This window comes from Streptococcus sp. AS20 (assembly GCF_000524255.1).
In the GTDB taxonomy this organism is placed as follows: domain Bacteria; phylum Bacillota; class Bacilli; order Lactobacillales; family Streptococcaceae; genus Streptococcus; species Streptococcus constellatus.
This window is the reverse complement of record NZ_JANS01000011.1, coordinates 160,469-187,102: the sequence shown is the minus strand read 5'-3', so window position 1 is coordinate 187,102 and position 26,634 is coordinate 160,469. Positions and strand designations below refer to the sequence as shown.

At 39.1% G+C, this 26,634-nt stretch carries 28 protein-coding genes, 1 tRNA gene and 1 pseudogene; 23 read left to right on the top strand and 7 right to left on the bottom strand.

Going from position 1 to position 26,634, the window contains the following annotated elements:
- Nucleotides 1-29: 29 nt before the first annotated feature.
- The 14 genes from HMPREF1514_RS06405 to HMPREF1514_RS06340 all read left to right on the top strand — a co-directional run bounded on the left by HMPREF1514_RS06405 (nucleotide 30) and on the right by HMPREF1514_RS06340 (nucleotide 12,232).
- Complete coding sequence (locus tag HMPREF1514_RS06405) at nucleotides 30-1,016, top strand: sugar ABC transporter substrate-binding protein (RefSeq protein WP_037598130.1); 987 nt, start codon at nucleotides 30-32, stop codon at nucleotides 1,014-1,016.
- The gene (locus tag HMPREF1514_RS06400; RefSeq protein ID WP_037598128.1) at nucleotides 1,016-2,329 is read left to right on the top strand and encodes a sensor histidine kinase; all 1,314 of its coding nucleotides are present in this window, start codon (nucleotides 1,016-1,018) and stop codon (nucleotides 2,327-2,329) included. The genes HMPREF1514_RS06405 and HMPREF1514_RS06400 overlap by 1 nt, the downstream gene beginning before the upstream one ends.
- The gene (locus HMPREF1514_RS06395; protein ID WP_037598125.1) at nucleotides 2,322-3,005 is read left to right on the top strand and encodes a response regulator transcription factor; all 684 of its coding nucleotides are present in this window, start codon (nucleotides 2,322-2,324) and stop codon (nucleotides 3,003-3,005) included. Before HMPREF1514_RS06400 ends, HMPREF1514_RS06395 begins: the two co-directional genes overlap by 8 nt.
- Nucleotides 3,002-4,288, top strand: a complete 1,287-nt coding sequence (locus HMPREF1514_RS06390) for an ABC transporter substrate-binding protein (RefSeq protein ID WP_037598124.1) — start codon at nucleotides 3,002-3,004, stop codon at nucleotides 4,286-4,288. Before HMPREF1514_RS06395 ends, HMPREF1514_RS06390 begins: the two co-directional genes overlap by 4 nt.
- A 185-nt stretch (nucleotides 4,289-4,473) precedes the next feature.
- Entirely contained in the window at nucleotides 4,474-4,908 is a 435-nt protein-coding gene (locus tag HMPREF1514_RS06385) for a PTS sugar transporter subunit IIA (RefSeq protein WP_003070731.1), read from the top strand.
- A 23-nt stretch (nucleotides 4,909-4,931) separates the two neighbouring features.
- Complete coding sequence (locus HMPREF1514_RS06380) at nucleotides 4,932-5,426, top strand: PTS system mannose/fructose/N-acetylgalactosamine-transporter subunit IIB (protein ID WP_003028529.1); 495 nt, start codon at nucleotides 4,932-4,934, stop codon at nucleotides 5,424-5,426.
- Between the two features lie 32 nt (nucleotides 5,427-5,458).
- Nucleotides 5,459-6,307, top strand: coding sequence for a PTS mannose/fructose/sorbose/N-acetylgalactosamine transporter subunit IIC (locus HMPREF1514_RS06375; protein ID WP_003028530.1), 849 nt, complete (start codon nucleotides 5,459-5,461; stop codon nucleotides 6,305-6,307).
- A gap of 1 nt (nucleotide 6,308) precedes the next feature.
- Entirely contained in the window at nucleotides 6,309-7,139 is an 831-nt protein-coding gene (locus HMPREF1514_RS06370) for a PTS system mannose/fructose/sorbose family transporter subunit IID (protein WP_003070729.1), read from the top strand.
- A gap of 13 nt (nucleotides 7,140-7,152) precedes the next feature.
- Complete coding sequence (locus tag HMPREF1514_RS06365) at nucleotides 7,153-7,440, top strand: hypothetical protein (protein ID WP_003039055.1); 288 nt, start codon at nucleotides 7,153-7,155, stop codon at nucleotides 7,438-7,440.
- A 147-nt stretch (nucleotides 7,441-7,587) separates the two neighbouring features.
- The gene (gene groES, locus HMPREF1514_RS06360) at nucleotides 7,588-7,869 is read left to right on the top strand and encodes a co-chaperone GroES (protein ID WP_037598121.1); all 282 of its coding nucleotides are present in this window, start codon (nucleotides 7,588-7,590) and stop codon (nucleotides 7,867-7,869) included.
- A 32-nt stretch (nucleotides 7,870-7,901) separates the two neighbouring features.
- Entirely contained in the window at nucleotides 7,902-9,524 is a 1,623-nt protein-coding gene (gene groL, locus HMPREF1514_RS06355) for a chaperonin GroEL (RefSeq protein WP_037598118.1), read from the top strand.
- A 383-nt stretch (nucleotides 9,525-9,907) separates the two neighbouring features.
- Entirely contained in the window at nucleotides 9,908-10,675 is a 768-nt protein-coding gene (locus HMPREF1514_RS06350) for an epoxyqueuosine reductase QueH (RefSeq protein WP_037598116.1), read from the top strand.
- 186 nt (nucleotides 10,676-10,861) lie between these two features.
- Nucleotides 10,862-11,500, top strand: a complete 639-nt coding sequence (locus HMPREF1514_RS06345) for a deoxynucleoside kinase (RefSeq protein WP_003070721.1) — start codon at nucleotides 10,862-10,864, stop codon at nucleotides 11,498-11,500.
- A 66-nt stretch (nucleotides 11,501-11,566) separates the two neighbouring features.
- Entirely contained in the window at nucleotides 11,567-12,232 is a 666-nt protein-coding gene (locus HMPREF1514_RS06340; RefSeq protein WP_037598111.1) for an HD domain-containing protein, read from the top strand.
- Nucleotides 12,233-12,295: 63 nt separating this feature from the next.
- Here HMPREF1514_RS06340 and HMPREF1514_RS09250 read toward each other — a convergent pair.
- The 3 genes and pseudogenes from HMPREF1514_RS09250 to HMPREF1514_RS06320 form a co-directional block, all read right to left on the bottom strand.
- Nucleotides 12,296-12,809: pseudogene (locus tag HMPREF1514_RS09250) on the bottom strand (DUF308 domain-containing protein).
- Nucleotides 12,810-13,031: 222 nt separating this feature from the next.
- Nucleotides 13,032-13,104 (bottom strand) — tRNA-Lys (locus HMPREF1514_RS06325).
- Nucleotides 13,105-13,375: 271 nt separating this feature from the next.
- Complete coding sequence (locus HMPREF1514_RS06320) at nucleotides 13,376-14,647, bottom strand: replication-associated recombination protein A (protein WP_037598104.1); 1,272 nt, start codon at nucleotides 14,645-14,647, stop codon at nucleotides 13,376-13,378.
- Between the two features lie 101 nt (nucleotides 14,648-14,748).
- On the opposite strand from HMPREF1514_RS06320, the gene HMPREF1514_RS06315 reads away from it, so the two are divergent.
- The 8 genes from HMPREF1514_RS06315 (at nucleotide 14,749) to dtd (ending at nucleotide 21,087) form a co-directional block, all read left to right on the top strand.
- A complete protein-coding gene (locus HMPREF1514_RS06315; RefSeq protein ID WP_037598101.1) occupies nucleotides 14,749-15,219 on the top strand; it encodes a DUF3013 family protein in 471 nt (156 codons plus the stop codon).
- A 9-nt stretch (nucleotides 15,220-15,228) separates the two neighbouring features.
- Nucleotides 15,229-15,684 (top strand): NUDIX hydrolase, encoded by a 456-nt coding sequence (locus HMPREF1514_RS06310; protein ID WP_037598098.1) that lies wholly within the window; start codon nucleotides 15,229-15,231, stop codon nucleotides 15,682-15,684.
- A complete protein-coding gene (locus tag HMPREF1514_RS06305) occupies nucleotides 15,681-16,151 on the top strand; it encodes a GNAT family N-acetyltransferase (RefSeq protein WP_037598095.1) in 471 nt (156 codons plus the stop codon). Before HMPREF1514_RS06310 ends, HMPREF1514_RS06305 begins: the two co-directional genes overlap by 4 nt.
- A gap of 15 nt (nucleotides 16,152-16,166) precedes the next feature.
- Nucleotides 16,167-17,120: a 50S ribosomal protein L11 methyltransferase gene (gene prmA / locus HMPREF1514_RS06300; protein WP_037598092.1), complete on the top strand. Its 954-nt coding sequence runs from the start codon at nucleotides 16,167-16,169 to the stop codon at nucleotides 17,118-17,120.
- Complete coding sequence (locus HMPREF1514_RS06295) at nucleotides 17,121-17,861, top strand: 16S rRNA (uracil(1498)-N(3))-methyltransferase (RefSeq protein WP_037598089.1); 741 nt, start codon at nucleotides 17,121-17,123, stop codon at nucleotides 17,859-17,861.
- Nucleotides 17,862-18,027: 166 nt separating this feature from the next.
- The gene (locus tag HMPREF1514_RS09580; protein WP_198014307.1) at nucleotides 18,028-18,174 is read left to right on the top strand and encodes a hypothetical protein; all 147 of its coding nucleotides are present in this window, start codon (nucleotides 18,028-18,030) and stop codon (nucleotides 18,172-18,174) included.
- A 173-nt stretch (nucleotides 18,175-18,347) separates the two neighbouring features.
- Complete coding sequence (locus HMPREF1514_RS06290) at nucleotides 18,348-20,564, top strand: RelA/SpoT family protein (RefSeq protein WP_037598086.1); 2,217 nt, start codon at nucleotides 18,348-18,350, stop codon at nucleotides 20,562-20,564.
- Between the two features lie 79 nt (nucleotides 20,565-20,643).
- Entirely contained in the window at nucleotides 20,644-21,087 is a 444-nt protein-coding gene (dtd, locus tag HMPREF1514_RS06285) for a D-aminoacyl-tRNA deacylase (RefSeq protein WP_037598083.1), read from the top strand.
- Nucleotides 21,088-21,222: 135 nt separating this feature from the next.
- Here the strand turns inward: dtd and HMPREF1514_RS06280 are convergent, their stop codons facing one another.
- The 4 genes from HMPREF1514_RS06280 to HMPREF1514_RS06265 all read right to left on the bottom strand — a co-directional run bounded on the left by HMPREF1514_RS06280 (nucleotide 21,223) and on the right by HMPREF1514_RS06265 (nucleotide 24,560).
- The gene (locus HMPREF1514_RS06280; RefSeq protein ID WP_003070703.1) at nucleotides 21,223-21,873 is read right to left on the bottom strand and encodes a metal-dependent transcriptional regulator; all 651 of its coding nucleotides are present in this window, start codon (nucleotides 21,871-21,873) and stop codon (nucleotides 21,223-21,225) included.
- 150 nt (nucleotides 21,874-22,023) lie between these two features.
- Nucleotides 22,024-22,956 carry a metal ABC transporter substrate-binding protein gene (locus HMPREF1514_RS06275; RefSeq protein ID WP_037598080.1) on the bottom strand — a complete coding sequence of 311 codons (933 nt, stop codon included), beginning with the start codon at nucleotides 22,954-22,956 and terminating at the stop codon, nucleotides 22,024-22,026.
- Nucleotides 22,957-22,990: 34 nt separating this feature from the next.
- On the bottom strand, nucleotides 22,991-23,839 hold the full coding sequence (locus tag HMPREF1514_RS06270) for a metal ABC transporter permease (protein WP_003037625.1): 849 nt from the start codon (nucleotides 23,837-23,839) through the stop codon (nucleotides 22,991-22,993).
- Nucleotide 23,840: 1 nt separating this feature from the next.
- Complete coding sequence (locus tag HMPREF1514_RS06265; RefSeq protein ID WP_037598076.1) at nucleotides 23,841-24,560, bottom strand: metal ABC transporter ATP-binding protein; 720 nt, start codon at nucleotides 24,558-24,560, stop codon at nucleotides 23,841-23,843.
- A 175-nt stretch (nucleotides 24,561-24,735) separates the two neighbouring features.
- Here HMPREF1514_RS06265 and HMPREF1514_RS06260 point away from each other — a divergent pair, with 175 nt between their 5' ends.
- Nucleotides 24,736-26,631: a M13 family metallopeptidase gene (locus HMPREF1514_RS06260; protein ID WP_037598074.1), complete on the top strand. Its 1,896-nt coding sequence runs from the start codon at nucleotides 24,736-24,738 to the stop codon at nucleotides 26,629-26,631.
- Nucleotides 26,632-26,634 lie beyond the last annotated feature (3 nt).

The window sequence follows — 26,634 nt, the reverse complement described above, 5'->3', positions numbered from 1 at the left end:
TTTAAGATTGCTGTTGATAAGGAGAAAAAATGAGAGCAGGTAAAGGAAAAAAGCAATATCGCAATTGTCGTAAATATCTATTATTTTCTCTATTAGTTTTTGTTTTGACGGGCTTAGTTTTTCTCTATGTAAAGGGAATGTCATCAGATAGTAAACAGGTCAAGATAGGAGCAACCTATATGACGATGAATAATGATTTTTATAAAACTTTAAATGCGGAGATTGAGAAAAAAACGAATCAACAGGGCAATCGGCTTTATGTGCGAGATCCAGAACTAGACGAAGACAAGCAAAGCCAGCAGATTGATTATTTTGTTCAAGAAAAAGTGAATGTCATTGTCATTAACCCCGTTAAAAGCGATAGTTCAAAAATTATTGCATCTTTGAGGAAAGCTAAAAAGGCAGGTATTAAAATTATTGTTGTAGATGCACCGATTAGTAAGGAAGCCAAGGTTGATACAACTATTGTATCTGATAATTATCAAGCAGGCGTGTTAATCGCAAATGATATGATGAAACGATTATCAAGTGCGAAGATTTTACTGTTGGAACATCGTAATGCAGTGTCTGCGATGGACCGAATTCAAGGATTTTTAGACACGATTAAAGGACATCCTGCTTATCAGGTGGTCTCTGAGCGAGAGACATTGGGGCAAACAGAAGAAAGTATGCCTCAAGTAAAAAAAGCCCTGAATGAAGGGATGCAATTTAATGTGGTCATGTCTTTAAATGATCGTGCAGCTATCGGAGCTCTTGCGGCTATAAAAGATCAAGGTGTGACAGACAAGATTGCAATCTATGGCGTAGATGGCTCACCTGATATTAAAAATTTCTTGGCAAATACCAATGATATTCAAGGGACGGTTGCTCAGTCTCCGATTCAAATGGGCAGAAAGGTGACAGAAGTGATTGAGCGCATGATGAAACATCAAGCTTACAAAGAGGAATATCTCATTCCTGTTCATTTAGTAAATAAAGAGAATATCGCTCAATATACAATTACAGGGTGGCAATAATGAGACAAAATAGAAGTATCTTTTATAGCAAAATTGCTTTGATGGTCATCAATTTTATTGCTATTGTTTACAATGCCTCTATTTATCTTTTTGCAACGAATTATGTAGTGGCAAAAGGATATGCTCATTCACTGTTAGGACGTTTAGATGCTATACCAGGATCGCCGAGTTTTAGCTTTTGGATGTCTATTGCTTTTTATGCTTGCTTATTGTTGGTTTTTTATTACCGTGAGAAGCATCCAAATCAGCTATCCGTTTATGATAAAGTAACTATTATTGAGATTTTGCTGATGTTAGTTATCTTTTCTGTCTTGCATTCTTCTTATAATGGTCTGATTCTCTTAGTTTTTGCAGATATTTTTTATGGTTCCAAAGAATTTAACACCTCAAAAGATCGGAAATACTGGTTTTCCTTTATCATTTTGAGTTTTACCATGTTGCTCTTATCCAACTATGATTTAATGTCGCTTTTTGTTAAATTGCCTTCGTTAGATACTTATATTCGCTTTTGTCCAGAATCGATTCGCATGGCTCTCCTTTTTGGAAAGAATTTTCTCTTTTCACTGAATCTAGTTGTCTTTATGATTTCTCTACTATTCTATATTTTATCTGCGATGACCGAAAAACACCATATTGAAGAAGAGCTACGCATGGCCGCACAAGCCAATCGCGAGTTGAATAGTTATTTAGCCTTATCTGAAAAAATCGCAGAAGACCGTGAAAGAAAGCGAATCGCTAGAGAAATTCATGATACGCTAGGGCATGCTTTGACAGGGATTTCTGCGGGGATTGATGCAGTTAAAGTATTGGTGGATATTGACAAAAATCGTGCTAAGGAACAGTTAGAAAATGTTTCTGTGGTTGTACGAGATGGTATCCGTGATGTACGAGGTTCACTCAATAAAATGCGACCTGGTGCTTTAGAAAATAATAGCTTAAAGGAAGCGTTGTTCAAAATTATTCGAGAATATGAAGCCATTTCTAATTTGGAAATTCATTTTCGCTATGAATGGGCCACAATTGATTTGGATGTTGCAAAAGAAGATATTGTCTTTCGGGTGATTCAAGAGTCCATTACCAATTCGGTACGGCATGGGCATGCCAAAACGGTTTGGATTGAGTTATTAGAAGAAGAGAATTATATCATGACTATACAAGATGATGGAGTTGGTTTTGACGAGCTTCACTATGGTTATGGTCTAAAGCAAATGCAGGAACGCCTAGCGATTATTGGTGGTAGTGTCCATTTTGAAAATCGTAATGGCTTTTATACCTATATTAAAATTCCGAAAATAGGAGGAAAGAATGATTAAAGTTTTAATTGCAGATGATCAGGCCTTGATTCGTGAGTCTTTACAGATTGTTTTATCGGCACATCCAGATATTGAAGTAGTGGGAATAGTCGGAGATGGCAAAGAAGTGCTTGACAAACTGCATCATGTACACCCTGATGTGATTTTAATGGACATTCGAATGCCTGTTATGGACGGTGTTCTCTGTACAAAGGCAGTCAAAGAACACTATCCAGATATCAAAATTATTATTCTAACAACTTTTGATGACGATGATTTCATTTTTTCTGCTTTAAAATATGGTGCTTCTGGTTATATCTTAAAAGGAGTCTCTACTGAAGAATTGTATCAAGCTATTCAAACGGTTCACAAAGGCGGAGCTATGATTAATCCGAACATTGCTAGCAAAGTGTTTAAAATCTTTTCACAAATGGCGCAGTCGAATTTTGCCATTTCTGTTGCGGAAGAAAATGTAGAAGATATGAGTCAGACTGAGTGGAAGATTATCCAACAAATTGGTTTTGGAGTTTCAAACAAGGAAATTGCAGCGAAGTTGTTCTTGTCTGAAGGGACTATACGGAATTATTTATCTGGCATCTTATCAAAGCTAAACTTACGTGACCGCACGCAATTAGCTATATGGGCTGTACAGACAGGTGTTACCCAGCGTGATTTTAATAAGGACAATGACAAATGAAGTGGCAATTTCGATATATGGTAATTTTAATTTCAAGCCTTCTTCTAGTGGCTCTGGGCTTTGTTTTATGGACATCTACTCAGAAGAAAATTTTGCGAATCGGAGTTTATGCTGGTAGTAGCTGGGATGTCCCAAATAGCCGTGAAAATAGAATATTAGACAATATTATTAGACAATTTGAAAAGTCACATCCACAAGTTAGGGTGGTCTATGAGAGTGGTATTCCTAAGAAAGATTACGACGGCTGGCTAGCTGAAAAAATTTTAAAAGGGGAACAGCCAGATGTGTTTATGGTGCCTGAAAATGATTTTTCTATGTTAGCGGCTTCCGGGGCTTTCAAATCCTTAGACTCTTTACTTAGCAAAAATGAAGTTGCCGCTTACTATCCAGTTGCTTATCAAGCCGGACAATATCAGGGGCACAGCTATGCTTTGCCGATTGAAAGCAATCCTGTCATGATGTGTGTCAATAAGGATTTGCTGGAAAAGGAAGGAGTTTCGATTCCCGATTCTAATTGGACTTTAGAAGACTTGTATGCGATTTGTCAAAAAGTCACAAAGGACACAAACGGGGACGGTCTGATTGACCAGTATGGTATTACGGATTATACCTGGAAGCAGGCCTTAGTAGCTTATAATGGTCATCTGAGAAATCAAAGTGGTGTCAATGTTGATAGCGCAGAAATGCATCAAGCGTTGTCCTTTATCAGCAAATTAACTTCATTGAATCAACGGTACAAGGTAACATCAAATGATTTTGATGAAGGCAAGGTTGCTTTTTATCCTATGAGTTTGGCGCAATATCGGACTTATAAACCTTATCCTTATCATGTAGCAAAGTATTCTAGATTTTCTTGGACTTGTATTCCCATGCCAGCTGCTAAAGCAGGCATTCCTGCAACACAAGTGAAAACGTCCCTTTTTGCCATGTCTTCAAAGACAAAACAAGATAAATTAGCTTGGGAATTTATGAAATTATTGTGTCAAAATCAAAAAACTCAACAGAATTTATTTGAAAAGTCGCAAGGAACATCTGTCTTGCTATCAGTTGTTAAAAGCAGTCAGACGAAAAAGATTTTACAAGCAGATGATTTTGGTCTGAATTCATTGACTTCTCAAAGATTGGATCATATGATGAAACATTCTGTCTTAGATATTAGTCGAGATGTGGATTATCACTCTCTGGAACGCATTGATCACTTACTCGAAAATGCTCTCAAGAACAATGAAATCGACAGTCGCTTGCCAAGTATTCAAAGAGAAATGGAAGAAACAGGCAAATAGAAGTTTAACAATATTAAAAAGAAAATAGCTCAGCTCAAAGTTGGCTATTTTTTTATTTTTGAAAATCTAGATGACAAATGTCACATTTTAATTAACAATTGTCATCTTTACAAAGTGACATTTGACAATATGAAACCGATTCCAGTTTTAGTAAAATAAAGACAGGAAATGAAGGAGGAAAGAACATGAAATATCTGGTACTAGTCAGTCATGGTGGGCTAGCAGAAGGTGTACAAAGCTCTTTGAAGATGTTTGCTGGTGATAAGACAGATCAAGTCATTGCAGTAGGATTAAAAGAAGGCAAGTCTGTTGATGATTTTGCTCTTGATTTTCGTCAAGCATTATCCGGTCTTAGTGTAGAAGATACAGTTTTAGTGTTGGCAGACATTGTCGGAGGAAGCCCTTTGACAACAGCTTGCAACGTTTTAGCGGAACTTGACAAGTTAAATACTGCAGTCGTACTTGGTGGTCTTAATTTGACAATGGGACTCACAGGTTTAGTGATGAAAGATATGCTAGAAGGAAAAGAATTGACACAAGCCATTCTCTCAGAAGCTTCCGCAGCATTGCAAGAATTTGATGTGACTTCTAGTGACGAAGAGGATGAAGACGATATTTAAAGAGTATAAAAAGGAGATGTATCATGACAATTTCATTTGTGCGTATTGATGACCGTATGATTCACGGTCAAACGGTAACCCGTTGGGCAAAGGAATATCCTTGTGACGGTTTAGTTGCTGTCAATAATGCTGCAGCAGGAAATGCAGTTTTAAAGCAAGCCTATAAAGCAGCTTCTGATAAAAAAACATTTGTTTGGACAAAAGAAGCATGGAAAGAAAAATCACAAAAGGTATTGGATTCCGATAGTCGCTATTTCTTGATTACTAAAAATCCAATTGATATGAAAGAAATACTAGTTGATCAAGGTTTTGTGCCTGGTGATATCAAAGAAATCATCGTTGGTCCAGCTAATGATCGTCCGGGTGCTACTAAATTGGGAAACAATCAATCCATTACACAGGAAGAAGCAGAAGCACTTGAAGCAATTCAAAAAGCTGGTTATAAAGTAAAATTCCAACTCTTACCAGACGTGTCTATTGGTTATTGGGACGATTTCAAGTCTAAATTCGGTTTTTAATAAAATATAATAAGCATTAAGGAGGCTTTATTATGACAATTTCGTGGTTTCAAGCCGCTTTATTAGGGTTATTTGCCTGTCTATCATCCATGCCTGGACTAGGTGGTACATCCATTGGTAACTATACTCTTGGACGCCCACTTGTAGGTGGTCTCGTTTCAGGACTGATCCTAGGAGATGTGAAATTAGGTATCATCTGTGGGGTTGCGATGCAACTTGTTTACATCGCTTTGGTAACACCTGGCGGTACTGTTTCAGCTGACGTTCGTGCGGTTTCTTATATTGGGATTCCTCTGGCAATGGTTGCTATTCAATCACAAGGACTATCACTTGACTCTGCAGATGCTGCTAACTTGGCTAAATCAATGGGAACACTCGTTGGTACAGTCGGTACAGTTCTTTTCTATGGTACAGCTACTATGAATCTACTTTGGCAACATATTGGCTGGAAAGCTGTTGAAAAAGGTGAATTTAAACGCTTATATGTGGTAGACTGGGGCTTCCCATGGATTTCCCATTTAGTATTCTCATTCTTGCCAACGCTTATTATGTGTAAATTAGGTGCTGATGCTGTTACTGCTTTAAAAACAGCTCTTCCATTGGATGGTATTCCAATGAAAACTCTCTTTACGGTCGGCTCTCTCCTTCCATGTGTCGGAATTGCTATCCTCTTGAAACAAATCGTTGAAAAAGCTGTTGATTTCATTCCATTCTTTGTTGGATTTACTTTAGCAGCTTCATTAGGACTTAACCTTGTATCTTGTGCAGTCATTTCATTAATCTTTGCAGTATTATTCTATGAAATTCAAATGGCAAAAAATGTAAGAGCACAAGCGGCTGCCAGTGCAAGTTTTGATGATGACGATGAGGAGGATATTTAAAATGGTTAAATTAACGAAAAAAACATTAGGAAAATCTTTTCATCATTGGTATTATGGGAACTTAACTTGCTTCTCACAAGAACACATGCAAACCTTTGGATATCTGGCTTCAATGCTACCAATTGTGGAAGAATTATATTCTAAAAAAGAAGATCAAGCAAAAGCAATGCACACCTACACCGCATTCTTTAACACGGAGCCGCAATTAGGTGCATTGATTGTAGGGATTACAGCAGGTTTAGAAGAAGCGCGTGCGAATGGGGCTGATGGAGTAGATGATGAAACAATCAACGGTCTTCGTGCTGGTCTCATGGGACCTGTTGCAGGAATTGGTGATTCACTGATTGTTGGTACCTTGATTCCGATTATACTAGGTATTGCTCTCGGTTTGTCAAATGGTGGTTCACCACTTGGTGCGATTTTCTATATCGTGGTTTGGAACTTGCTCGCCTACTTTGGTATGAAATTCGCCTACTTTAAAGGGTACGAACTAGGAGATAAAGCAGTTGAATTTCTTGTAGGCCCTCAAGGACAAGCTATCCGTAAGTCGGTGTCTATCATTGGTGGTATGGTCATCGGTGCGGTTGCAGCGACATGGGTACCTGTTAAGACAGCTTTCAAATTGAAAGATTCTTCAGGGAAAGCCTTCTTGGTTTTACAAAGCCAATTAGACGGTGTTTATCCAGGTTTATTGACAGCTTTGTTTATCGTCTTTTGCTGGTGGTTAATGGCTAAGAAAAATCTCTCACCTATCAAAGTAATGTTGCTTCTTGTAGTAATTGCTTTCCTTGGTGTATTGGTTGGCTTCTTCAACCCAGGATTGAAATACTAAATAGGAGAAAAATATGACAGAACAAGAATTGATTCAAGGATATGAAACGGAAATTCAATACCAAAAACACATGATTGAAAATCTAGGGCGTTGGTTTAGTCTCTTCTTTACTATTGCTAGTATCGGTCTTGTTCTGGTTTATTTCTTCCGTCAGACCAATTTTATTGCCTTTATTGCTGGAACGATCCTAGCGGTACTAGGGATTCTAGCAATGCTTGTCTTTGGTTATGGTATTTATAAAGGACGCTTGAATCTTAAAAAAGTTATTGACGATTTTGAAGAAAAATTAAGATTGGTCTAATAAAAACTTATTTGCTTTCCCCTTAAAAACTTTGTCATTTGACAGAGTTTTTTTCTTGACTATTTCTGACCAAGTGATACAATAGAAAATGTAAATATTAGCACTCGTGTATATAGAGTGCTAAAACAAGATATTGGAGGTAAACAAATGCTTAAACCATTAGGCGACCGTGTGGTCCTAAAAGTAGAAGAAAGAGAACAAAAAGTTGGTGGCTTTGTCATTGCAGGAGCAGGACAAGATGCAACGAAGACGGCAAAAGTTATAGCTGTCGGGGAAGGAATTCGTACGCTCAACGGTGAACTCGTTGCTCCAAACGTGAAGGCCGATGATACTGTTCTCGTTGAAAGCCATGCAGGAATTGAAGTCAAAGACGGCGAAGAAAAGTATCTCGTTGTCAATGAGACAAATATTCTAGCGATTGTTGAATAAATTAAACATTTATAGAAAGAGGAATTGTAAAAATGGCAAAAGATATTAAATTTTCAGCAGATGCAAGAAGTGCTATGGTACGTGGTGTTGATATTTTGGCAGATACCGTTAAAGTAACCTTAGGACCTAAAGGACGCAATGTTGTTCTTGAAAAATCATTTGGCTCACCACTCATCACAAATGACGGTGTGACTATTGCAAAAGAAATTGAACTCGAAGATCATTTTGAAAATATGGGCGCTAAGTTGGTGTCAGAAGTTGCTTCAAAAACTAATGATATCGCTGGTGACGGAACAACTACTGCGACTGTCTTGACCCAAGCCATTGTCCGCGAAGGAATCAAAAATGTAACGGCTGGTGCAAACCCAATTGGCATTCGTCGTGGTATTGAAACAGCTGTTGCAACAGCTGTTGAAGCTTTAAAAGCAAATTCTGTTCCAGTTTCTAATAAAGAAGCGATTGCGCAAGTTGCAGCTGTCTCATCACGTTCTGAAAAAGTCGGAGAATACATTTCTGAAGCTATGGAAAAAGTTGGCAACGACGGTGTCATCACCATTGAAGAGTCTAAAGGAATGGAAACAGAGCTTGATGTTGTGGAAGGTATGCAGTTTGACCGTGGCTATCTTTCTCAATACATGGTAACAGATAATGAAAAAATGGTTGCTGATTTAGATAATCCATATATCTTGATTACAGATAAGAAGATTTCTAATATCCAAGAAATTCTTCCTTTGTTGGAAAATATCTTGAAGACTAGTCGTCCATTATTGATTATCGCAGATGATGTAGACGGTGAAGCTCTTCCAACTCTTGTGTTGAACAAAATCCGTGGTACTTTCAATGTAGTCGCTGTGAAAGCGCCAGGATTCGGAGACCGTCGTAAGGCTATGTTAGAAGATATTGCGATTTTGACTGGCGGTATAGTGATTACAGAAGATCTTGGTCTAGAATTGAAAGATGCAACCATTGAAGCACTTGGACAAGCCTCAAAAGTGACTGTCGACAAAGATAGCACAGTGATTGTGGAAGGTTCAGGAGCTGCTGAAGCGATTGCTAACCGCGTGGCTGTCATTAAATCGCAAATTGAAAGTGCTACATCTGAATTTGACAAAGAAAAACTACAAGAACGTTTAGCAAAATTGTCAGGTGGTGTGGCAGTCATCAAAGTGGGTGCTGCAACAGAAACAGAACTCAAAGAAATGAAACTCCGCATTGAAGATGCCCTCAATGCAACTCGCGCCGCTGTTGAAGAAGGAATTGTCTCAGGTGGTGGAACAGCTTTTGTGAATGTTTTAAATGCTGTTGAAGCCTTAGACTTATCAGGTGATGAAGCAACAGGTCGTAATATCGTTCTTCGTGCTTTGGAAGAACCTATTCGACAAATCGCTATCAATGCAGGATTTGAAGGCTCGATCGTCATTGACCGTTTGAAAAACTCTGAAGTTGGTACAGGCTTTAATGCTGCAACTGGTGAATGGGTCAACATGATTGAAGCAGGGATCATTGACCCAGTCAAGGTTACTCGTTCTGCCCTTCAAAATGCTGCGTCAGTAGCTAGCCTTATTTTAACAACAGAAGCAGTTGTTGCTAGCCAACCAGAACCAGCTAGCCCAGCTCCAGCAATGGATCCAAGCATGATGGGTGGCATGATGTAATTTAAGATATAGAGAGTTTAAAGAGTAAAACAAGCTAGAAAATCAACGAATTATTTGATGAATAAGAGAAGATTTGTTTTTCTCATACAGCTCTTAACGATGTTTAATGTTGCACGAGATTGCTTTTATGTTGAAGCGCAAACGTGCTTTTGAAGGATATAAAAAGCGAAGTGAGTTTGGATTTGATAAATCCAAACTCACTTTTTTTTAAAAGTTTTTAGCTGGGGTATATGTACGATCAATACAAAGAGAGCCAAAAGAACCAGAACTTTATTTTTCTTGCTTGATAAATTAGTGCTGTTTGAAAAAGTTATTCTCTTTTGTCTATTTGTCTCCGCTCCTTTTCTGTGGTAAAATAGTGATACATTTCTAAGGAGAAAACAATGATTGATGTTGAAGAAATTCTGAGTAAAATGAATCCCAACCAAAAAATAAACTATGATCGTGTCATGCAGCGAATGGTCAAAGTTTGGGAATCAGATCAGAAGCGTCCTACGATTTTGATGCATACCTGTTGTGCACCCTGTTCGACCTATACTCTGGAGTATTTGACCCAGTATGCGGATGTGACGGTTTATTTTGCTAATTCAAATATTCACCCTAAGGCAGAATATCAGCGCCGTGCCTATGTTGCACAAAAATTTGTTCATGATTTCAATGAAAATACTGGTAATCATGTTCGATACTTAGAAGCTCCCTATGAGCCACAGGAATTTTTCCGGACAGTACATGGCTTGGAAGAAGAGCCGGAAGGTGGCGATCGTTGTAAAGTTTGCTATGATTATCGCTTAGATAAGACAGCACAAGTGGCTGTTGATTTGGGATTTGACTATTTTGGAAGCGCCCTGACCATCAGTCCTCATAAAAATTCGCAGACGATCAATAGTGTTGGAATAGAAGTACAGAAAGTTTATGCAACGCAGTATCTTCCTAGTGATTTCAAGAAAAATCAGGGTTATAAACGCTCGGTTGAAATGTGTGAAGAGTACGACATTTATCGACAATGCTATTGTGGTTGTGTTTTTGCAGCACAGGCACAAGGAATTGACCTCATTCAGATAAAAAAAGATGCAGTAGCTTTTTTGAAGGGGAAAGATTTAGAAAAAGATTATTCGCATATTAAATTTACTGTCACAAATGGAGAATACTAAAAATAACACTTGTACTAGAGTTGATCGTGTTTCTTCTTACAAGGTTGTTTTTGTTTGTACATTTAGAAGTTTTATATCTTGACGTCATCAATATATTGTGTTATTATTTTTTTTAGCACAATATATGGTGTTTTTATTGAAGCTGATGACCTGATATTAGATAGATTTTGGAGGTGCAGGAAGATAGTGATTATTTTAGCGGGCATGATTGGGGTAGGTAAGACGACCTACACTTATCGATTAGCCGAGGAATTAGGAACGCAGCCATTTTTTGAACCGGTAGAAGAAAATCCTATTTTGGATAAGTATTATGAAGACCCAGATAAATATGGCTTTGCTTTGCAGATTTATTTTCTAAATAAACGCTTTAAAATGATCAAAGCGGCTTATCATGACGACAATAATATTCTAGATCGTTCTATTTATGAAGACGCTTTGTTTACTTATATCAATACACTCAAGGGAAGTATCAGTGAGCAAGAGTATGATATCTACTTGGAACTTTTGGACAATATGATGGAAGAAATCCAAGGTCTGCCTAAGAAAGCGCCAGATTTGTTGATTTATTTAGATGGTAGTTTCGACCATATTATGAACAATATCAAAAAACGCGGTCGCAATTATGAGCAACCAAATGAAGAAAATGGACTAGCTGACTACTATCAACTGCTTTATAAGCATTATCAAAATTGGTATGAGGATTACAACTACAGTCCTAAAATGAGAATTGCAACGGATGATTTAGATATTGCAAATCCAAATGACTGGAATCACGTCTACCAACAAATTCAACAAAAAATGAAAACAATTGGGCTTGAAAAATGAGGCTAATCAAGAAAGTTTCGAAATAGCTTCGAGATTTTTGTATACATCAATAAAAAAGAGAGACAGATGATAGCTGATCGACAAACGAAAATTCTTCAAGAAGCTAGAGATTTTGCTTATGCTGAACTGAAAGACGAAACAAGCGGACATGATTGGTGGCATATTGTACGTGTCACAAATATTGCTGTAGAAATTGCCAAACAAGAACGAGCAGATGTTTTTATTTGTGAGCTAGCTGCCTTGCTACATGATATAGCTGACGGGAAGTTAAATGAGAGTGAAGAAGTGGGCTTGCAAAAGGTTGAGCAATGGCTACAGAATCATCAGGCTTCAGAGGCGGAAATAGCTCATGTGTTAGAGATTGTTTCAACAATGTCATTTAAAGGTGATCATCAACAGAAGAATATCAGCACTTTGGAGGGCAAAATTGTTCAAGATGCCGACCGATTGGATGCGATTGGAGCGATTGGAATAGCGCGAGCTATGGCTTATTCAGGTCATATAGGGAGACCGATTCACGATCCAGATTTGCAGCCGAGAGAAAACATGACATTGGAAGAATATCGTACTGGGAAGAGTTCAGCTATCATGCATTTCTATGAGAAATTACTCAAATTAAAAGACATGATGAATACCGCTGCTGCTCAAAAAATGGCAGAAAGTAGACATCGCTTTTTGGAAGAATACTTAGATCAATTCTATGCTGAATGGAATGCGAAAAGCGACAAATAAGATATGAAAAAGCTGAGAATGTAACTTCCCAGCTATTTTAATATGCCCAAAATGGCAGCTAGATTATTTACGAAAGGCATCAACGATATAGCTAAAACCAGCAATTAAAAATGCAAAAGCAACGGCATAAATGACAAAGACGCTTGTAGCTATTGGATTGAACAAAATGACTAATCTAAGCAGAAATACAAGTAGCGCCACCCACATGATGTGATTGCCAATAGCAGAGAAAATCAGTCTTAGACAATTACCTTTAAAGAAAGCAATAATGGCTTCTACAATTAACCAAATTCCTAAAATGGTTGGAATGATGACAGGTAAGGTCACAATCCATAGGCAACGAGGTAAAGAGCTAAGAGCAGGTTGATAATCTTTGGAAAAGATAAATAGGTGAGCGAAGCTCTTTTGGCACAGAGAAATAGCTTAAAATAGCCGCTATAGAAGCAACCAATAAACCAAATGCAATCCACCAGCTGTAAGCAACAAGATTAGCTGCTGGATCTGTAAATAGAAAAAGTGTTAATAAAGCAAGAACAGTTCCTGCAAGAAATAGCAATAAACGATTAGAAAATTTCATATCTACATCCCCTATATAGTATAGTTTGAGAATGAAAGCATTTTAACTCTTTTGATGGGAGATGTCAAGAAAGGAAATAGATAGTTTGAGAATTTTAGTATGGCTTTTTGTGGAACAAAAAAGGCTGTTTTATTATCTTTTGTAACTATAACAAGGTTAGAAGATTATAAGTGAGAACAACAAAAAAGCCTATCATATAGGCTTTCTACTTAAATTTTATTATGCCCCCTACAGGGCTCGAACCTGTGACCCATGGATTAAGAGTCCACTGCTCTACCAACTGAGCTAAGGAGGCAATAAAAAAGCTGTATTGGTGCCGAACTTTCACGATTTGTATTGAACCCGCGCAATTAAGCAGGTGGGCAACTCGCTCTAACTGAAGCTGCTTCCGCGTGAAACGGCCTGCAAGCTGTTAGAAGTCTTTTGTTTCCCTAATAATACAAAAAATAGTCGGTCAACACTTAAGTGTGAAGTCGTACACCACAGCGTTTCTATAATTATGATACCACAATTTTTGAAAAATTCAAGAGAAAAAATTGATTTTTTGCAAACGATACCACAATTTTTTAGTGGTTTTTGAGTTGATCAATCTTATTTTTAGTCATTCCAAGGGCTCGTTCGTACTTTCCATTTTCGTTCGGAGTGAAATAATCGGCATTTTTTATTTTTTCAGGAAGATAGTTTTGCTGTACCCAATTACCAGGATAGTTATGTGGATATTTGTAATCTTGGGCATTTCCCAGCTCCTTACTGCCAGCATAGTGACCGTCTCGTAGATGGCGAGGGATAGCGAGATTTCCGTTCTGGCGCAAGTCAGAGAGTGCTTTGTCTATGGCTACGTAGGCCGAGTTGGACTTAGGAGAAAGTGCTAGGTCAATGACAATGTTGGCAATGAGGATGCGAGCTTCTGGGAACCCAATTTTTTGAGCGGCTTCAAGTGCGGTCACTGTATGAATCTGAGCATCGGGATTTGCCAAACCAATGTCTTCATAAGCAATGACCGTCAGGCGTCGTGCGAGGCTGGGGAGGTCTCCAGCTTCAATCAAGCGAGCTGCATAATGGAGACTGGCATTGACATCAGACCCCCGAATAGACTTCTGTAAGGCGGACAGGACGTCATAGTGACCATCCCCGTCCTTGTCCATAGTGATGTAGCTCTTTTGTAGGCTGTTTTCCATAATATCTAGAGTGATATGGCGAACGCCTGAATTATCCGCTGAGGTAGAGAGGACTGCTAAATCTAGAGAATTAAAGGCTGAGCGCAGATCTCCATTCGTGGAAGTGGCAATGAAGTCCAGTGCGTCATCATCTAATTGGACAGGAAAATCAAAACCTCGTTCGGTGTCTGCCAAGGCTGTTTGAATAGCTTGTTTAATATCGTCATTTGTCAGAGGCTCCAGCTCGAAAATCTGTACCCGGCTGCGAATAGCGGGAGTGACGGAGAAAAAAGGATTTTCTGTTGTGGCACCAATCATGATGATTAGACCGTTTTCTAACAGAGGGAGGAGGAAGTCCTGCTTGGTCTTATCCAAGCGGTGAATCTCATCTAAAAGTAGCACCAAACCACCAGAGAACTTGGCTTCTTCCGCAATCTCTTGCAGACGCTTCTTACTATCAACGGTAGCATTAAAGGTCCGAAAAGCAAATTTTGTAGTACCAGCGATGGCAGAAGCAATGGAAGTCTTACCGATGCCGGGCGGTCCGTAGAGAATCATAGAAGACAGACGATTGGCTTCCACCATGCGACGAATAATTTTTCCTTCGCCGACCAGATGTTTCTGACCGATGACCTGATCAATATTTTTAGGTCGCATGCGGATAGCTAAATTTTCTGGCATACGTTTTCCTCCTTACTGGTATTCTTTTCAACTGTTCTGATTTATGTTACTATAGTTGTATCTATTTTAACACATTTTAAAGGATTGGAGAGAGGCTGGCTATGGTTAAATATGGATTTTTGGATATATTAAATGAAGAAATGGGGCAATGCTTTCCATTTGACTATGAGATAAACTGGGATAAGAAGAATCATGCCGTAAAAGTGTCCTTTCTCTTAGAAGTACAAAATGCAAATGGCATCGAACTGTTAGATGTGGATGGAGAAAGTAGCACAGAAGACATTTTCTTTGAAGAAAGCGTTCTTTTTTATAATCCTGCTAAGTCTCACTTTGAAACAGAGGATTATCTAACAGTTGTCCCTTACGAGCCCAAAAAAGGTTTGTCTCGTGAATTCTTGACCTACTTTGTGGATTTTTTGAAGCAGACAGCCGAAGAGGGATTAGATGCTCTCATGGATTTTCTGGCAGATCCAGCGGCAGAGGAATTTGAAATTGTTTGGAATAATAAAGCTTTTGAAAAAGCCAGAGCAGATTTGAAAGAGACAGAATTTTATTCATATCCGAGGTACTAGGAGGTGCTTATGGAAAATGCAGAAGGACTAGATTTACTGCAAAAACAGATGGAATTTTCTGGCTGCAAGATTGCTTTGATATGTGATGATAAGCTGCTGACTATCTTGCGAGACGATATTCCAACCATTCCTTGGCCCAATATGTGGGATTTTCCTGGCGGTGGGAGAGAAAAGGAAGAAACGCCTTTTGAGTGTATCAAGCGAGAAGTTTTTGAGGAATTAGGCATTACGATTAAGGAAAGCTCAATTCTTTGGGTCAAAGCCTACCAAGGCATTGTCAATCCGGCTAAGACCTCTGTGTTTATAGTGGGAGTGATTAGCCAGAAGGAGATTGATCAGATTGTCTTTGGTAATGAAGGACAGGGCTACAAATTGGTAAATATAGAAGAATTATTAGCAGACGAAAACGTCATTCCACAGTTGAAAAGTAGATTGAGAGATTATTTGGAGGAGGTTCAAAGATGATTTATATAGAACAAGCAGAAGCTACAGATTTAGAAACCATTGTCAGTATTCAGCGAGCTGCTTTTAAGGCAGTTTATGACAAATATCAGGATGAGTATGATCCTTATCTGGAAGAGCGGGAGCGCATCCAGTGGAAGCTGGCAGAACGTCCTAATAGCTTTTATTATTTTGTCAAGGATGATGAGGAAGTGTGTGGGTTTATCCGTATCCAGACCAACGATGAGCAGACAGAGTGTTGGCTGGGAACAGCGGCGATTCTGCCCGATTATCAAGGCCGGGGAATTGGTTCAGCAGGTTTGAAACTTGTAGAGGAACAGTTCTCAGCTGCCAAACAATGGGATTTGTGCACTGTCTTGCAGGATGAGGGTATGGTGGTCTTTTATGAGAAAAATGGCTACCGGAAAACCCATATCAAGCCGGAAAAAGAGGATATGGATATGGTTTATATGACCAAAACAATTGAGTGAAATAAGGAGTGAATAATGGATACATGGCAGGAGTTAACGATTGAGGTAGATAGGGAATCCGAGGAAGCGACAGCCAATATTCTGATTGAGCTGGGCAGTCAGGGTGTGGCTATCGATGACAGCGCAGATTATCTGGGGCAGGTGGGTATCTATGGGGAGATTTTCCCAGAGGTTAAGCAAGAGAAACAGGTCCGAATCACTGGCTACTATCCTGATACGGTAGATATGGAGGTGGTCAAGGCCCAGGTCCACGCCCGGCTGAAAGAGCTGACAGACTTTGGCTTAGAAACGGGTCAGGTCTGTTTGACTCAGCAAGAATTGGCAGAGCAAGATTGGGTGGACAATTGGAAAAAATATTTTGAACCAGCTCGAATTACCCATGATTTGACTATCGTGCCATCTTGGACGGACTACGAGGCGACAGCTGGTGAGAAGATTATCAAGCTAGATCCCGGCATGGCCTTTGGCACAGGGACTCATCCAACGACCAAGATGAGTCTCTTTGCCTTAGAACAAGTACTACGAGGTGGTGAGACGGTGCTGGATGTAGGGACGGGTAGTGGAGTCCTTTCTATAGCGAGCTCACTCTTGGGTGCAAAAAAGATTTATGCATATGATTTAGACGAAATAGCTGTACGTGTGGCGCAGGAAAATATTGAACTGAATGCAAATATGGAGAATATTCAGGTAGCTACTGGCGATCTCTTGCGGGGTGTGGATATTAAAGCGAATGTCATTGTAGCCAATATTTTAGCGGATATTCTGGTAAATCTGACTGATGATGCATACCACTTGCTCAAGAATGAAGGCTATCTGATTATGAGTGGGATTATTTCTGAGAAGTGGGAAATGGTGCGCGAGTCAGCGGAAGCGGCAGGATTTTTCATGGAAACACATATGATTCAGGGCGAATGGAATGCTTGTGTATTTAAGAAAACACAGGATATTTCCGGCGTGATAGGAGGCTAAATGCAGCAGTATTTTATCGAGGGAGTCGTCCAATCCCCACTGACTGTGAGGGACAAGGATACAGTGAAGCATATGTTTTCTGTTATGCGTTTGGTAGAAGATGATGAGGTAGTACTGGTTTTTGAGGATGGTATTAAACGCCTAGCAAGAGTTGCAGATAGAGAGCGCCATGTGCTGAATCTGGTAGAAGATTTACCAGACAACGCGGAGCTGCCGATTCATGTGACGATTGCTTCTGGCTTTCCCAAAGGAGACAAGCTGGAATGGGTAGCTCAGAAAACGACGGAACTGGGTGCAGCTGCTATCTGGTCCTTTCCGGCCGACTGGTCTGTTACCAAGTGGGACGGTAAGAAACTTGCTAAAAAAGCAGACAAACTAGAGAAGATTGTTTTGGGAGCAGCAGAGCAGAGCAAACGCAATTGGGTACCAGAAGTTCGACTTTTCGAGAAGAAAATTGATTTTTTAGATTGTTTAAGCCAGTTTGACCGTATTATTGTAGCTTATGAGGAATCTGCTAAAGAGGGAGAGTCTGCTGCTTTGGTCAAGGCTGTGACAGAACTCAAAAAAGGAAGTCGGATTTTATTTATTTTTGGTCCAGAAGGTGGCCTGTCTCCAGCAGAAATTGCTACATTGGAAGAGGTAGGAGCTATACTTACAGGGCTAGGCCCACGTATCCTGCGGACAGAGACAGCTCCACTTTACGCACTCAGTGCAGTCAGTGTACTGACAGAGTTGATGTAGTCGGAAAGTTTCATTAATAGGGCTGGTCTTTATTGTTCTTAACTCCTAACTTTGGTATAATATAAGTGAAATATCTAGCTTAGCTAGAAAGGATGGAAGTACAGGAACAAATTTGCTAGCTAGATGACGAAAAATGCTTTTGCTTGATAAGGAGAGGAGGTTCATCATGTCTTTATCTACCTTATTTGAGTTGTTGATTGCTATGCTAGGTATTGTATCAGCTTGCTATCTCATTTATGCTTATGTTGAATTTATCGGAGATATGTTGCATACTGAAAAACATCACTTCTTCCATCACAACCCGCCTATTTAAAGGCGGGCTTTTTACCTGAAATGGTGCCCTGTTCTTTTTCCTAGTATTGGGGAAATGGTATTGAATCTGCAGCTTTTAGGTATTTCTTATGATTCTATTGCTTTCTTCTGTATTTCCTTGTTTTCATATCGGTCTAAAAATGATAAAATGGTAGGAAGAACTGGAGAGAGAAAATGCCAAAAGAAGTGAATTTGACGGGCGATCAAGTGGTCGCTCTTACTAGAAAATATTTATCATCAGAAGACGTCACCTTGATTCAAAAAGCTCTTTTTTATGCGGTAGATCGGCATCGGGGGCAATTTCGCCAATCAGGTGAGCCATATATCATCCATCCGATTCAAGTGGCAGGGATTTTAGCTAAGCTAAAGTTGGATGCGGTCAGTGTCGCTTGCGGTTTTTTACATGATGTTGTAGAAGACACAGCTGCAACTTTGGACGATTTGGAAGGCGAATTTGGACATGATGTGCGCGTGATTGTCGATGGTGTGACCAAACTTGGTAAAGTCAAGTATATGTCTCACGAGGAACAGTTGGCTGAAAACCACCGCAAAATGCTAATGGCGATGTCCAAGGATATCCGTGTCATTTTGGTGAAACTAGCAGACCGTTTGCACAATATGAGAACACTTAAGCACCTGCGCAAAGACAAACAGGAACGCATCTCACGCGAAACCATGGAAATTTATGCTCCATTAGCTCATCGTTTGGGGATTTCGAGCGTCAAATGGGAACTAGAAGATTTGGCTTTTCGATATTTGAATCCGACAGAGTTTTATAAGATTTCCCACCTGATGAAGGAAAAACGTCGGGAACGTGAGGATTTAGTTGACGAAGTGGTTCGCAAGATTGAAACCTATGCATCTGATCGTAATCTTCATGGGCAAATCTATGGTCGTCCTAAACATATTTACTCCATTTATCGGAAAATGCAGGACAAGAAAAAGCGTTTTGATGAGATTTATGACTTGATCGCTATTCGTTGCATTTTAGATACGCAAAGTGATGTGTATGCTATGTTGGGCTACATTCATGAACTCTGGCGACCAATGCCCGGACGTTTTAAAGATTATATTGCTAATCGCAAGGCAAATGGTTACCAGTCAATCCATACGACCGTCTATGGGCCTAAGGGACCGATTGAGTTTCAAATTCGGACCAAAGAAATGCACGAAGTGGCAGAATACGGAGTTGCTGCACACTGGGCCTATAAAAAAGGTATTAAAGGGCAGGTTGATAGCAAAGAATCGGCGATTGGGATGAATTGGATTAAGGAGATGATGGAACTCCAAGACCAGTCCAATGATGCACAGGATTTTGTGGATTCCGTCAAGGAAAATTACCTTGCTGAAGAAATCTATGTCTTCACGCCGGATGGTGCTGTTCGTTCGCTGCCAAAAGACTCAGGACCGATTGATTTTGCCTATGAAATCCATACAAAAGTGGGTGAAAAAGCGGTTGGTGCAAAGGTAAATGGTCGCATGGTGCCCTTGACTACGAAGTTAAAAACAGGGGACCAAGTTGAGATTATTACCAGTTCCAATTCCTTTGGACCGAGTCGTGACTGGATTAACCTTGTTAAGACTAGCAAGGCACGCAATAAAATTCGTCAATTTTTCAAAAATCAAGACAAGGAATTATCCATTTCTAAAGGTCGAGAACTTCTGCAAGCACAATTTCAAGAAAATGGCTATGTGGCTAACAAATACATGGACAAAAGACACATGGAAGAAGTCCTGCAAAAAACGAGTTACAAAACAGAAGAAACTCTTTTTGCGGCGATTGGTTTTGGTGAAGTTAGTGCTGTTTCGATTTTTAATCGTTTGACAGAAAGAGAACGCCGTGAAGAAGAGCGTGCTAAAGCAAGAGCTGAAGCAGAAGAGCTTGTTAAGGGCGGTGAAGTCAAGGTTGAAAACAAGGACACCCTCAAGGTCAAACATGAGGGCGGCGTCATTATCCAAGGTGCGTCAGGGCTTTTGATACGGATTGCCAAATGTTGTAATCCAGTTCCTGGTGATGAGATTGTCGGGTACATTACAAAGGGGCGCGGGGTTGCCATTCATCGTAAGGACTGTATGAATCTACGAGCGCAGGAAAATTATGAGCAGCGCTTGATTGATGTCGAATGGGAAGACAATAGTTCTGTTAAGGAATACACTGCTCACATTGATATATATGGTCTCAATCGCACTGGCCTTTTGAATGATGTCTTGCAAGTCTTGTCCAACACAACCAAAAATATTTCCACCGTCAATGCACAGCCAACCAAAGATATGAAATTTGCCAATATCCATGTTTCTTTCGGAATTGCTAATCTATCTATGCTGACAACAGTAGTTGATAAGATTAAGAGTGTGCCGGAAGTCTATTCGGTTAAACGGACAAATGGCTAAGTGAGAACAGCAGAGCAGAAAGATTCTACTCAAGCAATCTCTTGTGATTTTTTCTCAATATAAAAATAGGAAGTTCAAAATGAAAATAGTGATTCAGCGTGTGAAGCGAGCTTCGGTATCAATTGATAGCGAACTTTACAATCAGATTCAGCAAGGACTGCTGTTACTAGTCGGTGTAGCACCAGATGATGCTCAAGAAGATGTAGCATATGCAGCAAGAAAAATTACCAATATGCGGATTTTTTCAGATAAAGAAGATAAAATGAATTTATCTGTCAAAGATGTGAAAGGAGAAATTCTCTCTATTTCTCAATTTACCCTTTACGCAGATACAAAAAAAGGGAATCGTCCAGCTTTTACAGGCGCTGCTCAACCAGACTTGGCTAGTCAATTGTATGATGATTTTAACGAATTGCTAGGTCGAGAAATACCTGTTAAAACAGGTGTTTTCGCAGCTGATATGCAGGTTGAGTTAATCAATGACGGACCGGTGACGATTGTGTTAGATACGAAGAATCGTTGAGAAAATGATAAATAAAACCGAGTCTGGAACAAAAGTGTTCCAGACTCGGTTACTTTCTAGAATAAAACTCAATACGAAGTAGTTGAGTGACCTCTAATGTACTGATGTTAGAAGCTTTGACAGTCCCGCTTCCTTTTAGAGCGTTTCCACATAAAGTTGTTGGGCAATCGTTGAATTGATTTGCAGCTCTTTTTCATTTACTTTGAGCAAATATAGTTGAGCATAAGGATCGTATTGCTCCAGAATCAGCGTATCTCCCAGATGTAAATCGTGTTTTTCCAAATATTTTAATAATTCAAACTCATCATGAACTCTTGCTAAGCGATAGACTCCAGCATTTTGGACTTGGTTTAACGTTAACTGGTATTTTTCAACCAGTAATTCACCTTTTTGGGGAATGGTCCCGCCATGAGGACAAGTTTCTGGGTAATCCAACATTTTTTCCAATCGCTCGACAAATAATTCTGAAACAGTGTGTTCTAAGACTTCCGCTTCTTCATGGATTTGATCTGTTGTAGTGTATTGTAAATTATGCACTAGAAAGTATTCAATTAAACGATGTTTGCGATATAGTTCAGAGACAAGGTGAAGACCAAGATTGGTTAATAAATAGCCCTTAATCTTGTCTTTGATAATTAATTTTTCAGCAATCATCTTTTTAATCATTTCTGTGACAGCTGGAGGAGATACTTGCATTTGAGCAGCAATTTCTTTATTTGTAATTTTTTGACTATGCGTACCAATCTCGTAAATACATTTGAGGTAATCTTCTTTGTTTGGGGTCATGTTGTTTACTCCTTATCGTATTAAGTATACCAAAAATACCTGAAGAATACAGCCGTTAGCCATTTGCTTAGTAGAATGAAGTATTGGCTATTTAAGGAAAATTCAAGTAAAAAGGAACTGGCAATCAATTCCGGCTCCTTTTTCCATTTCTTATTTGCTAAGACCTTCAGCAATTTTATCCAAATTCCATTTCATCATGTCGTAATAACTATCACCTTTTTCACCTTTTTCAGCGATTGAATCAGTGAAAATCTTGGCATAAATTGGAATTTTTGTATCTTTTGAAACAGTCTTCATTGGACGGTCATCAACACTACTTTCAACAAAGAGTGATGGCACTTTTGTTTTACGAAGTTTTTCAACCAATGTTTTGATTTGATCTGGAGTTCCTTCTTCTTCTGTGTTAATTTCCCAGATGTAAGCAGAAGGTACGCCGTAGGCTTTAGAGAAGTATTTGAAGCAGCCTTCGCTGGTAACAATCATTTTCTTTTCAGCAGGAATATTCTTAAATTTTGCTTTTGCTTCCTTGTCTAATGATTCGAGTTTTGCAGTATAAGCTTTCAGATTCTTTTCATAAGTTTCTTTGTTTTTAGGATCTTTTTCAATCAAACGTTTTGCAATGTTTTTAGCATAAATAATTCCGTTTTCAAGATTGAGCCAAGCATGAGGATCTTCTTTCCCTTTTTCATTTTGACCTTCCAGATAGATAACATCCACTCCGTTACTTACAGCATAGTAATCTTTGTTCTCAGTCTTTTTCGCATTTTTGACCAATTTTGTAAACCAAGCATTTCCGCCGGTTTCCAAATTGATACCATTGTAGAAAATCAAATCAGCTTTTGATGTTTTTTTCACATCTTCTGGTAATGGTTCGTATTCATGTGGATCTTTTCCAACAGGAACGATACTGTGCAGATTGATTTTATCACCAGCGATATTTTTGGTAATATCAGCGATAATCGAGTTGGTAGCAACAACATTCAATTTTGAAGATTTGTTGGTAGAAGTTCCTTTTTGACCAGCGCAGGCAGAAAGCCCGACGATGGCTAAAAACAGAACGGCGATAAAACCTAATTTTTTCATATAAGGTTCTCCTTTAATAAATGAAATACTAATTTTATTTTAGCTTGGGTTTATTTTTTAGTTTGTTAAATCGTTGTTTTGGAGCGATAAAGAAACTAATGGCAAAGATAATGGCGGATGTCAGTACAATGCTTGAGCCAGCCGCAACATTAAAGGTATAGCCAATGAAAAGTCCTAAGACAGATGCAATTGCCCCCAAGCTAGAAGACAAGATAATCATCGTTTTAAGACTGTTAGCGTAAAGATAAGCAGTAGCAGCAGGTGTAATCAGCATAGCAACAATCAAAATTGTTCCCACGCTTTGCATAGCTGTAACTGCAACCAGCGTCAAGAGAATCATTAAGAGATAATGATAAAAGTTGACTGGCATCCCCATCGCTTTTGCCAGAAGTGGATCGAAAGATGTAATCAATAATTCTTTGAAGAATAGTCCAATAATAATTAGAACAGCGATTCCTACACCAATTGTAATCCACATATCAATGTCTTGCACAGCTAAGATATTTCCAAAAAGAATATGGAAAAGGTCGGTTGAACTATTAGCAACTCCAATCAAAATGACTCCAAGAGCTAAAAAGGAACTAAAAGTTATTCCAATGGCAGTATCACTTTTGATAATTGAATTTCCTTTAATATAAGTAATAATGACCGAAGCTAAAAGTCCAAAAACAATGGCTCCGATAAAGAAGTTGATTCCTAAAATAAAGGAGAGTGCAACTCCTGGCAAGACTGCGTGTGAAATGGCATCGCCCATCAAGGACATGCCTCTTAGGATAATGAAGCAACCAACTGCTCCAGCAACAATCCCGATGACAATGGCCGTAATCAGTGCATTTTGTAGAAAATGGAAATTTTGTAGTCCATCAATAAATTCTGAAAACATATTAGAGACCTCCATTCACAAAAAGCTGAGAGCCATAGGCTTTTTTCAAGTTTTCTTCTGTGAAAGTTGATGAAGTTTCTCCAATGGCAATGAGTTCTTTATTCAAAATTAAAACTTGATCAAAGTAATGTGGGACTTTTCCTAAGTCATGGTGAACAATGAGAATCGTTTTTCCTTGTTCTTTTAGACTGCGTAGCGTTGTCATGATGATTTCTTCACTGATTGAATCAATTCCAACGAATGGTTCATCCAGAAAGATACAGTCAGCTTCTTGTACTAGACAGCGCGCAATCAAGACCCGTTGAAATTGCCCTCCTGACAATTGGCTGATTTGGCGTTCAGCATAATCCTCTAAGCCGACAATGCATAGTGCATTTGTCACCTTCTCCCATTCTTTATTTGTTAACCTGTGGAAAAGTTTCACTTTTGGATACAGTCCAAGAGACACACATTCTTTCACTTTGATAGGAAAGTTGTAGTCAATGTGAATTTTTTGTTCCACATAAGCTACATGGCTAAGTACTTTTGAGAATTCTTTATCATCAAGGTAAGTTTGTCCAACATGATCAATGATACCCAACATTCCTTTTAAAAGGGTTGATTTACCAGCTCCGTTGGGACCAATAACTCCCATGATAGTTGGGCCTTGGATTTCCAAAGAAATCTGATTGAGAGCAAGTGTTTCCTGATAAGAAACACTTAAATTTTCGATACGTATCATTTTATACACCCCTACAGTTAATATACATTAAAATAAAAATTAAGTCAAGTTAATTTTTAGAATTTTTAAGAAAAATCAGAAGTAAGGTTTGGCATAAAAATCTCTTTTGATAAAAGTTTGATTATTCAGAACTTTTTTGATAGGATTAAGATAAAACAATGAAAGCGAGAACAAGATGACACGTTTACAAGATGACTTTTTTAATTATGTCAATGGTGAATGGGAAAAAACTGCTGTGATTCCTGAGGACAAGCCTGTGACAGGTGGATTTATGGATTTGGATCAAGATATTGAAAAATTGATGCTAGCAACAACTGATAAATGGTTAGCAGGTCAAGATGTTCCAGAAGATCCAATTTTGCAAAATTTTGTGAAATACCACCGTTTGGTAGCAGATTTTGACGGACGGGAACGAGCAGGAGTGACCCCTGCAATGCCGCTTGTGGAAGAATATAAAGCTTTAAGTTCTTTCAAGGAGTTTGCAGCGAAGATTGCTGAGTATGAAATGGCTGGAAAGCCGAATGCTTTTACTTTTGACGTCGCGCCAGACTTTATGAATGCTAAAATGAATGTTCTCTGGGCCGATGCACCTGGAATCATTTTACCAGATACGACCTATTATGAAGAAGGAAATGAAAAAGGCAAGGAATTGCTGACAATCTGGCGCAAGATGCAGGAAGAATTATTACCTAAATTTGGCTTTTCAGCAGAAGAAACAAAAGATATTTTGGATAAATATCTGGAATTAGATGCTAAATTAGCTAAGTATGTCCTTTCCAATGAAGAAACTTCAGAATATGTGAAGTTATATCACCCTTATGATTGGGCAGATTTCACGAAGCTCGCTCCAGAATTGCCACTTGATGCAATTTTTACAGAGATTTTGGGACAAAGCCCAGACAAGGTGATTGTTCCTCAAGAGCGTTTTTGGAAAGAGTTTGCAGCGGAATATTATTCAGAAGAAAATTGGGAGTATTTGCATGCAGCATTGAAATTATTCTCTACTGGAGCATGGACTTCCTTGCTAACAGAAGAAATTCGCGTCCTTTCAGGCACCTATGTGCGTGCTATTTCAGGCGTTCCAGAAGCTCGTCCAAAAGAAAAAGCAGCTTATCAACTAGCACAAGCACCTTATAACCAAGCCCTCGGTCTTTGGTATGCAAAAGAGAAATTCTCACCAGAAGCCAAAGCAGATGTGGAACATAAGGTCAAGACGATGATTGATGTCTATAAATCACGCTTAGAAACAGCTGATTGGCTTGCTAAGGAGACACGGGACAAGGCCATTGTCAAACTCAATGTTATCACTCCACATATTGGTTATCCAGAGAAATTGCCAGAAACTTATGCGAAAAAAGTGATTGATGAACAGCTCGGTTTAATTGAAAATGCTCAAAATTTAGCGAAAGTAGCCATTGCACACACTTGGAGTAAATGGAACAAAGAAGTGGATCGCAGTGAATGGCACATGCCAGCTCATCTGGTAAATGCCTACTATGATCCACAACAAAATCAGATTGTTTTTCCAGCCGCTATTCTTCAAGCACCTTTTTATGATTTGCATCAATCTTCATCAGCAAACTATGGCGGAATCGGTGCAGTAATTGCGCATGAAATCTCTCATGCTTTTGACTCAAACGGTGCTTCCTTTGACGAGCATGGTAGCCTTAAAAATTGGTGGAAGCCAGAAGACTACGAAGCTTTCACAGCTCGGACTCAGAAGGTGATTGAGCAATTTGACGGACAAGATTCTTACGGAGCTAAAGTCAATGGGAAGCTGACTGTTTCAGAAAATATTGCAGACCTCGGTGGGATTGCGGCAGCGCTGGAAGCAGCTAAGAAAGAAGCTGACTTCTCTGCGGAAGAATTTTTTACCAACTTTGCTCGTATCTGGCGCATGAAAGCTCGTCCAGAATATATGCAAATGCTAGCAAGTGTAGATGTGCATGCTCCCGGAAAACTTCGGACGAATGTTCAATTGCCAAACTTTGATGATTTCTTTACAACTTTTGATGTTAAAGAAGGCGACGGCATGTGGCGTAAACCAGAAGATCGCGTGATTATTTGGTAATTT

Bases quoted from the DNA above. Each gene is read 5' to 3' on its own strand.
- HMPREF1514_RS06405 (WP_037598130.1), top strand. From the start codon at position 30: ATGAGAGCAGGTAAAGGAAAAAAGCAATATCGCAATTGTCGTAAATAT.
- HMPREF1514_RS06400 (WP_037598128.1), top strand. From the start codon at position 1,016: ATGAGACAAAATAGAAGTATCTTTTATAGCAAAATTGCTTTGATGGTC.
- HMPREF1514_RS06395 (WP_037598125.1), top strand. From the start codon at position 2,322: ATGATTAAAGTTTTAATTGCAGATGATCAGGCCTTGATTCGTGAGTCT.
- HMPREF1514_RS06390 (WP_037598124.1), top strand. From the start codon at position 3,002: ATGAAGTGGCAATTTCGATATATGGTAATTTTAATTTCAAGCCTTCTT.
- HMPREF1514_RS06385 (WP_003070731.1), top strand. From the start codon at position 4,474: ATGAAATATCTGGTACTAGTCAGTCATGGTGGGCTAGCAGAAGGTGTA.
- HMPREF1514_RS06380 (WP_003028529.1), top strand. From the start codon at position 4,932: ATGACAATTTCATTTGTGCGTATTGATGACCGTATGATTCACGGTCAA.
- HMPREF1514_RS06375 (WP_003028530.1), top strand. From the start codon at position 5,459: ATGACAATTTCGTGGTTTCAAGCCGCTTTATTAGGGTTATTTGCCTGT.
- HMPREF1514_RS06370 (WP_003070729.1), top strand. From the start codon at position 6,309: ATGGTTAAATTAACGAAAAAAACATTAGGAAAATCTTTTCATCATTGG.
- HMPREF1514_RS06365 (WP_003039055.1), top strand. From the start codon at position 7,153: ATGACAGAACAAGAATTGATTCAAGGATATGAAACGGAAATTCAATAC.
- groES (WP_037598121.1), top strand. From the start codon at position 7,588: ATGCTTAAACCATTAGGCGACCGTGTGGTCCTAAAAGTAGAAGAAAGA.
- groL (WP_037598118.1), top strand. From the start codon at position 7,902: ATGGCAAAAGATATTAAATTTTCAGCAGATGCAAGAAGTGCTATGGTA.
- HMPREF1514_RS06350 (WP_037598116.1), top strand. From the start codon at position 9,908: ATGATTGATGTTGAAGAAATTCTGAGTAAAATGAATCCCAACCAAAAA.
- HMPREF1514_RS06340 (WP_037598111.1), top strand. From the start codon at position 11,567: ATGATAGCTGATCGACAAACGAAAATTCTTCAAGAAGCTAGAGATTTT.
- HMPREF1514_RS06320 (WP_037598104.1), bottom strand. From the start codon at position 14,647: ATGCCAGAAAATTTAGCTATCCGCATGCGACCTAAAAATATTGATCAG.
- HMPREF1514_RS06315 (WP_037598101.1), top strand. From the start codon at position 14,749: ATGGTTAAATATGGATTTTTGGATATATTAAATGAAGAAATGGGGCAA.
- HMPREF1514_RS06310 (WP_037598098.1), top strand. From the start codon at position 15,229: ATGGAAAATGCAGAAGGACTAGATTTACTGCAAAAACAGATGGAATTT.
- HMPREF1514_RS06305 (WP_037598095.1), top strand. From the start codon at position 15,681: ATGATTTATATAGAACAAGCAGAAGCTACAGATTTAGAAACCATTGTC.
- prmA (WP_037598092.1), top strand. From the start codon at position 16,167: ATGGATACATGGCAGGAGTTAACGATTGAGGTAGATAGGGAATCCGAG.
- HMPREF1514_RS06295 (WP_037598089.1), top strand. From the start codon at position 17,121: ATGCAGCAGTATTTTATCGAGGGAGTCGTCCAATCCCCACTGACTGTG.
- HMPREF1514_RS09580 (WP_198014307.1), top strand. From the start codon at position 18,028: ATGTCTTTATCTACCTTATTTGAGTTGTTGATTGCTATGCTAGGTATT.
- HMPREF1514_RS06290 (WP_037598086.1), top strand. From the start codon at position 18,348: ATGCCAAAAGAAGTGAATTTGACGGGCGATCAAGTGGTCGCTCTTACT.
- dtd (WP_037598083.1), top strand. From the start codon at position 20,644: ATGAAAATAGTGATTCAGCGTGTGAAGCGAGCTTCGGTATCAATTGAT.
- HMPREF1514_RS06280 (WP_003070703.1), bottom strand. From the start codon at position 21,873: ATGACCCCAAACAAAGAAGATTACCTCAAATGTATTTACGAGATTGGT.
- HMPREF1514_RS06275 (WP_037598080.1), bottom strand. From the start codon at position 22,956: ATGAAAAAATTAGGTTTTATCGCCGTTCTGTTTTTAGCCATCGTCGGG.
- HMPREF1514_RS06270 (WP_003037625.1), bottom strand. From the start codon at position 23,839: ATGTTTTCAGAATTTATTGATGGACTACAAAATTTCCATTTTCTACAA.
- HMPREF1514_RS06265 (WP_037598076.1), bottom strand. From the start codon at position 24,560: ATGATACGTATCGAAAATTTAAGTGTTTCTTATCAGGAAACACTTGCT.
- HMPREF1514_RS06260 (WP_037598074.1), top strand. From the start codon at position 24,736: ATGACACGTTTACAAGATGACTTTTTTAATTATGTCAATGGTGAATGG.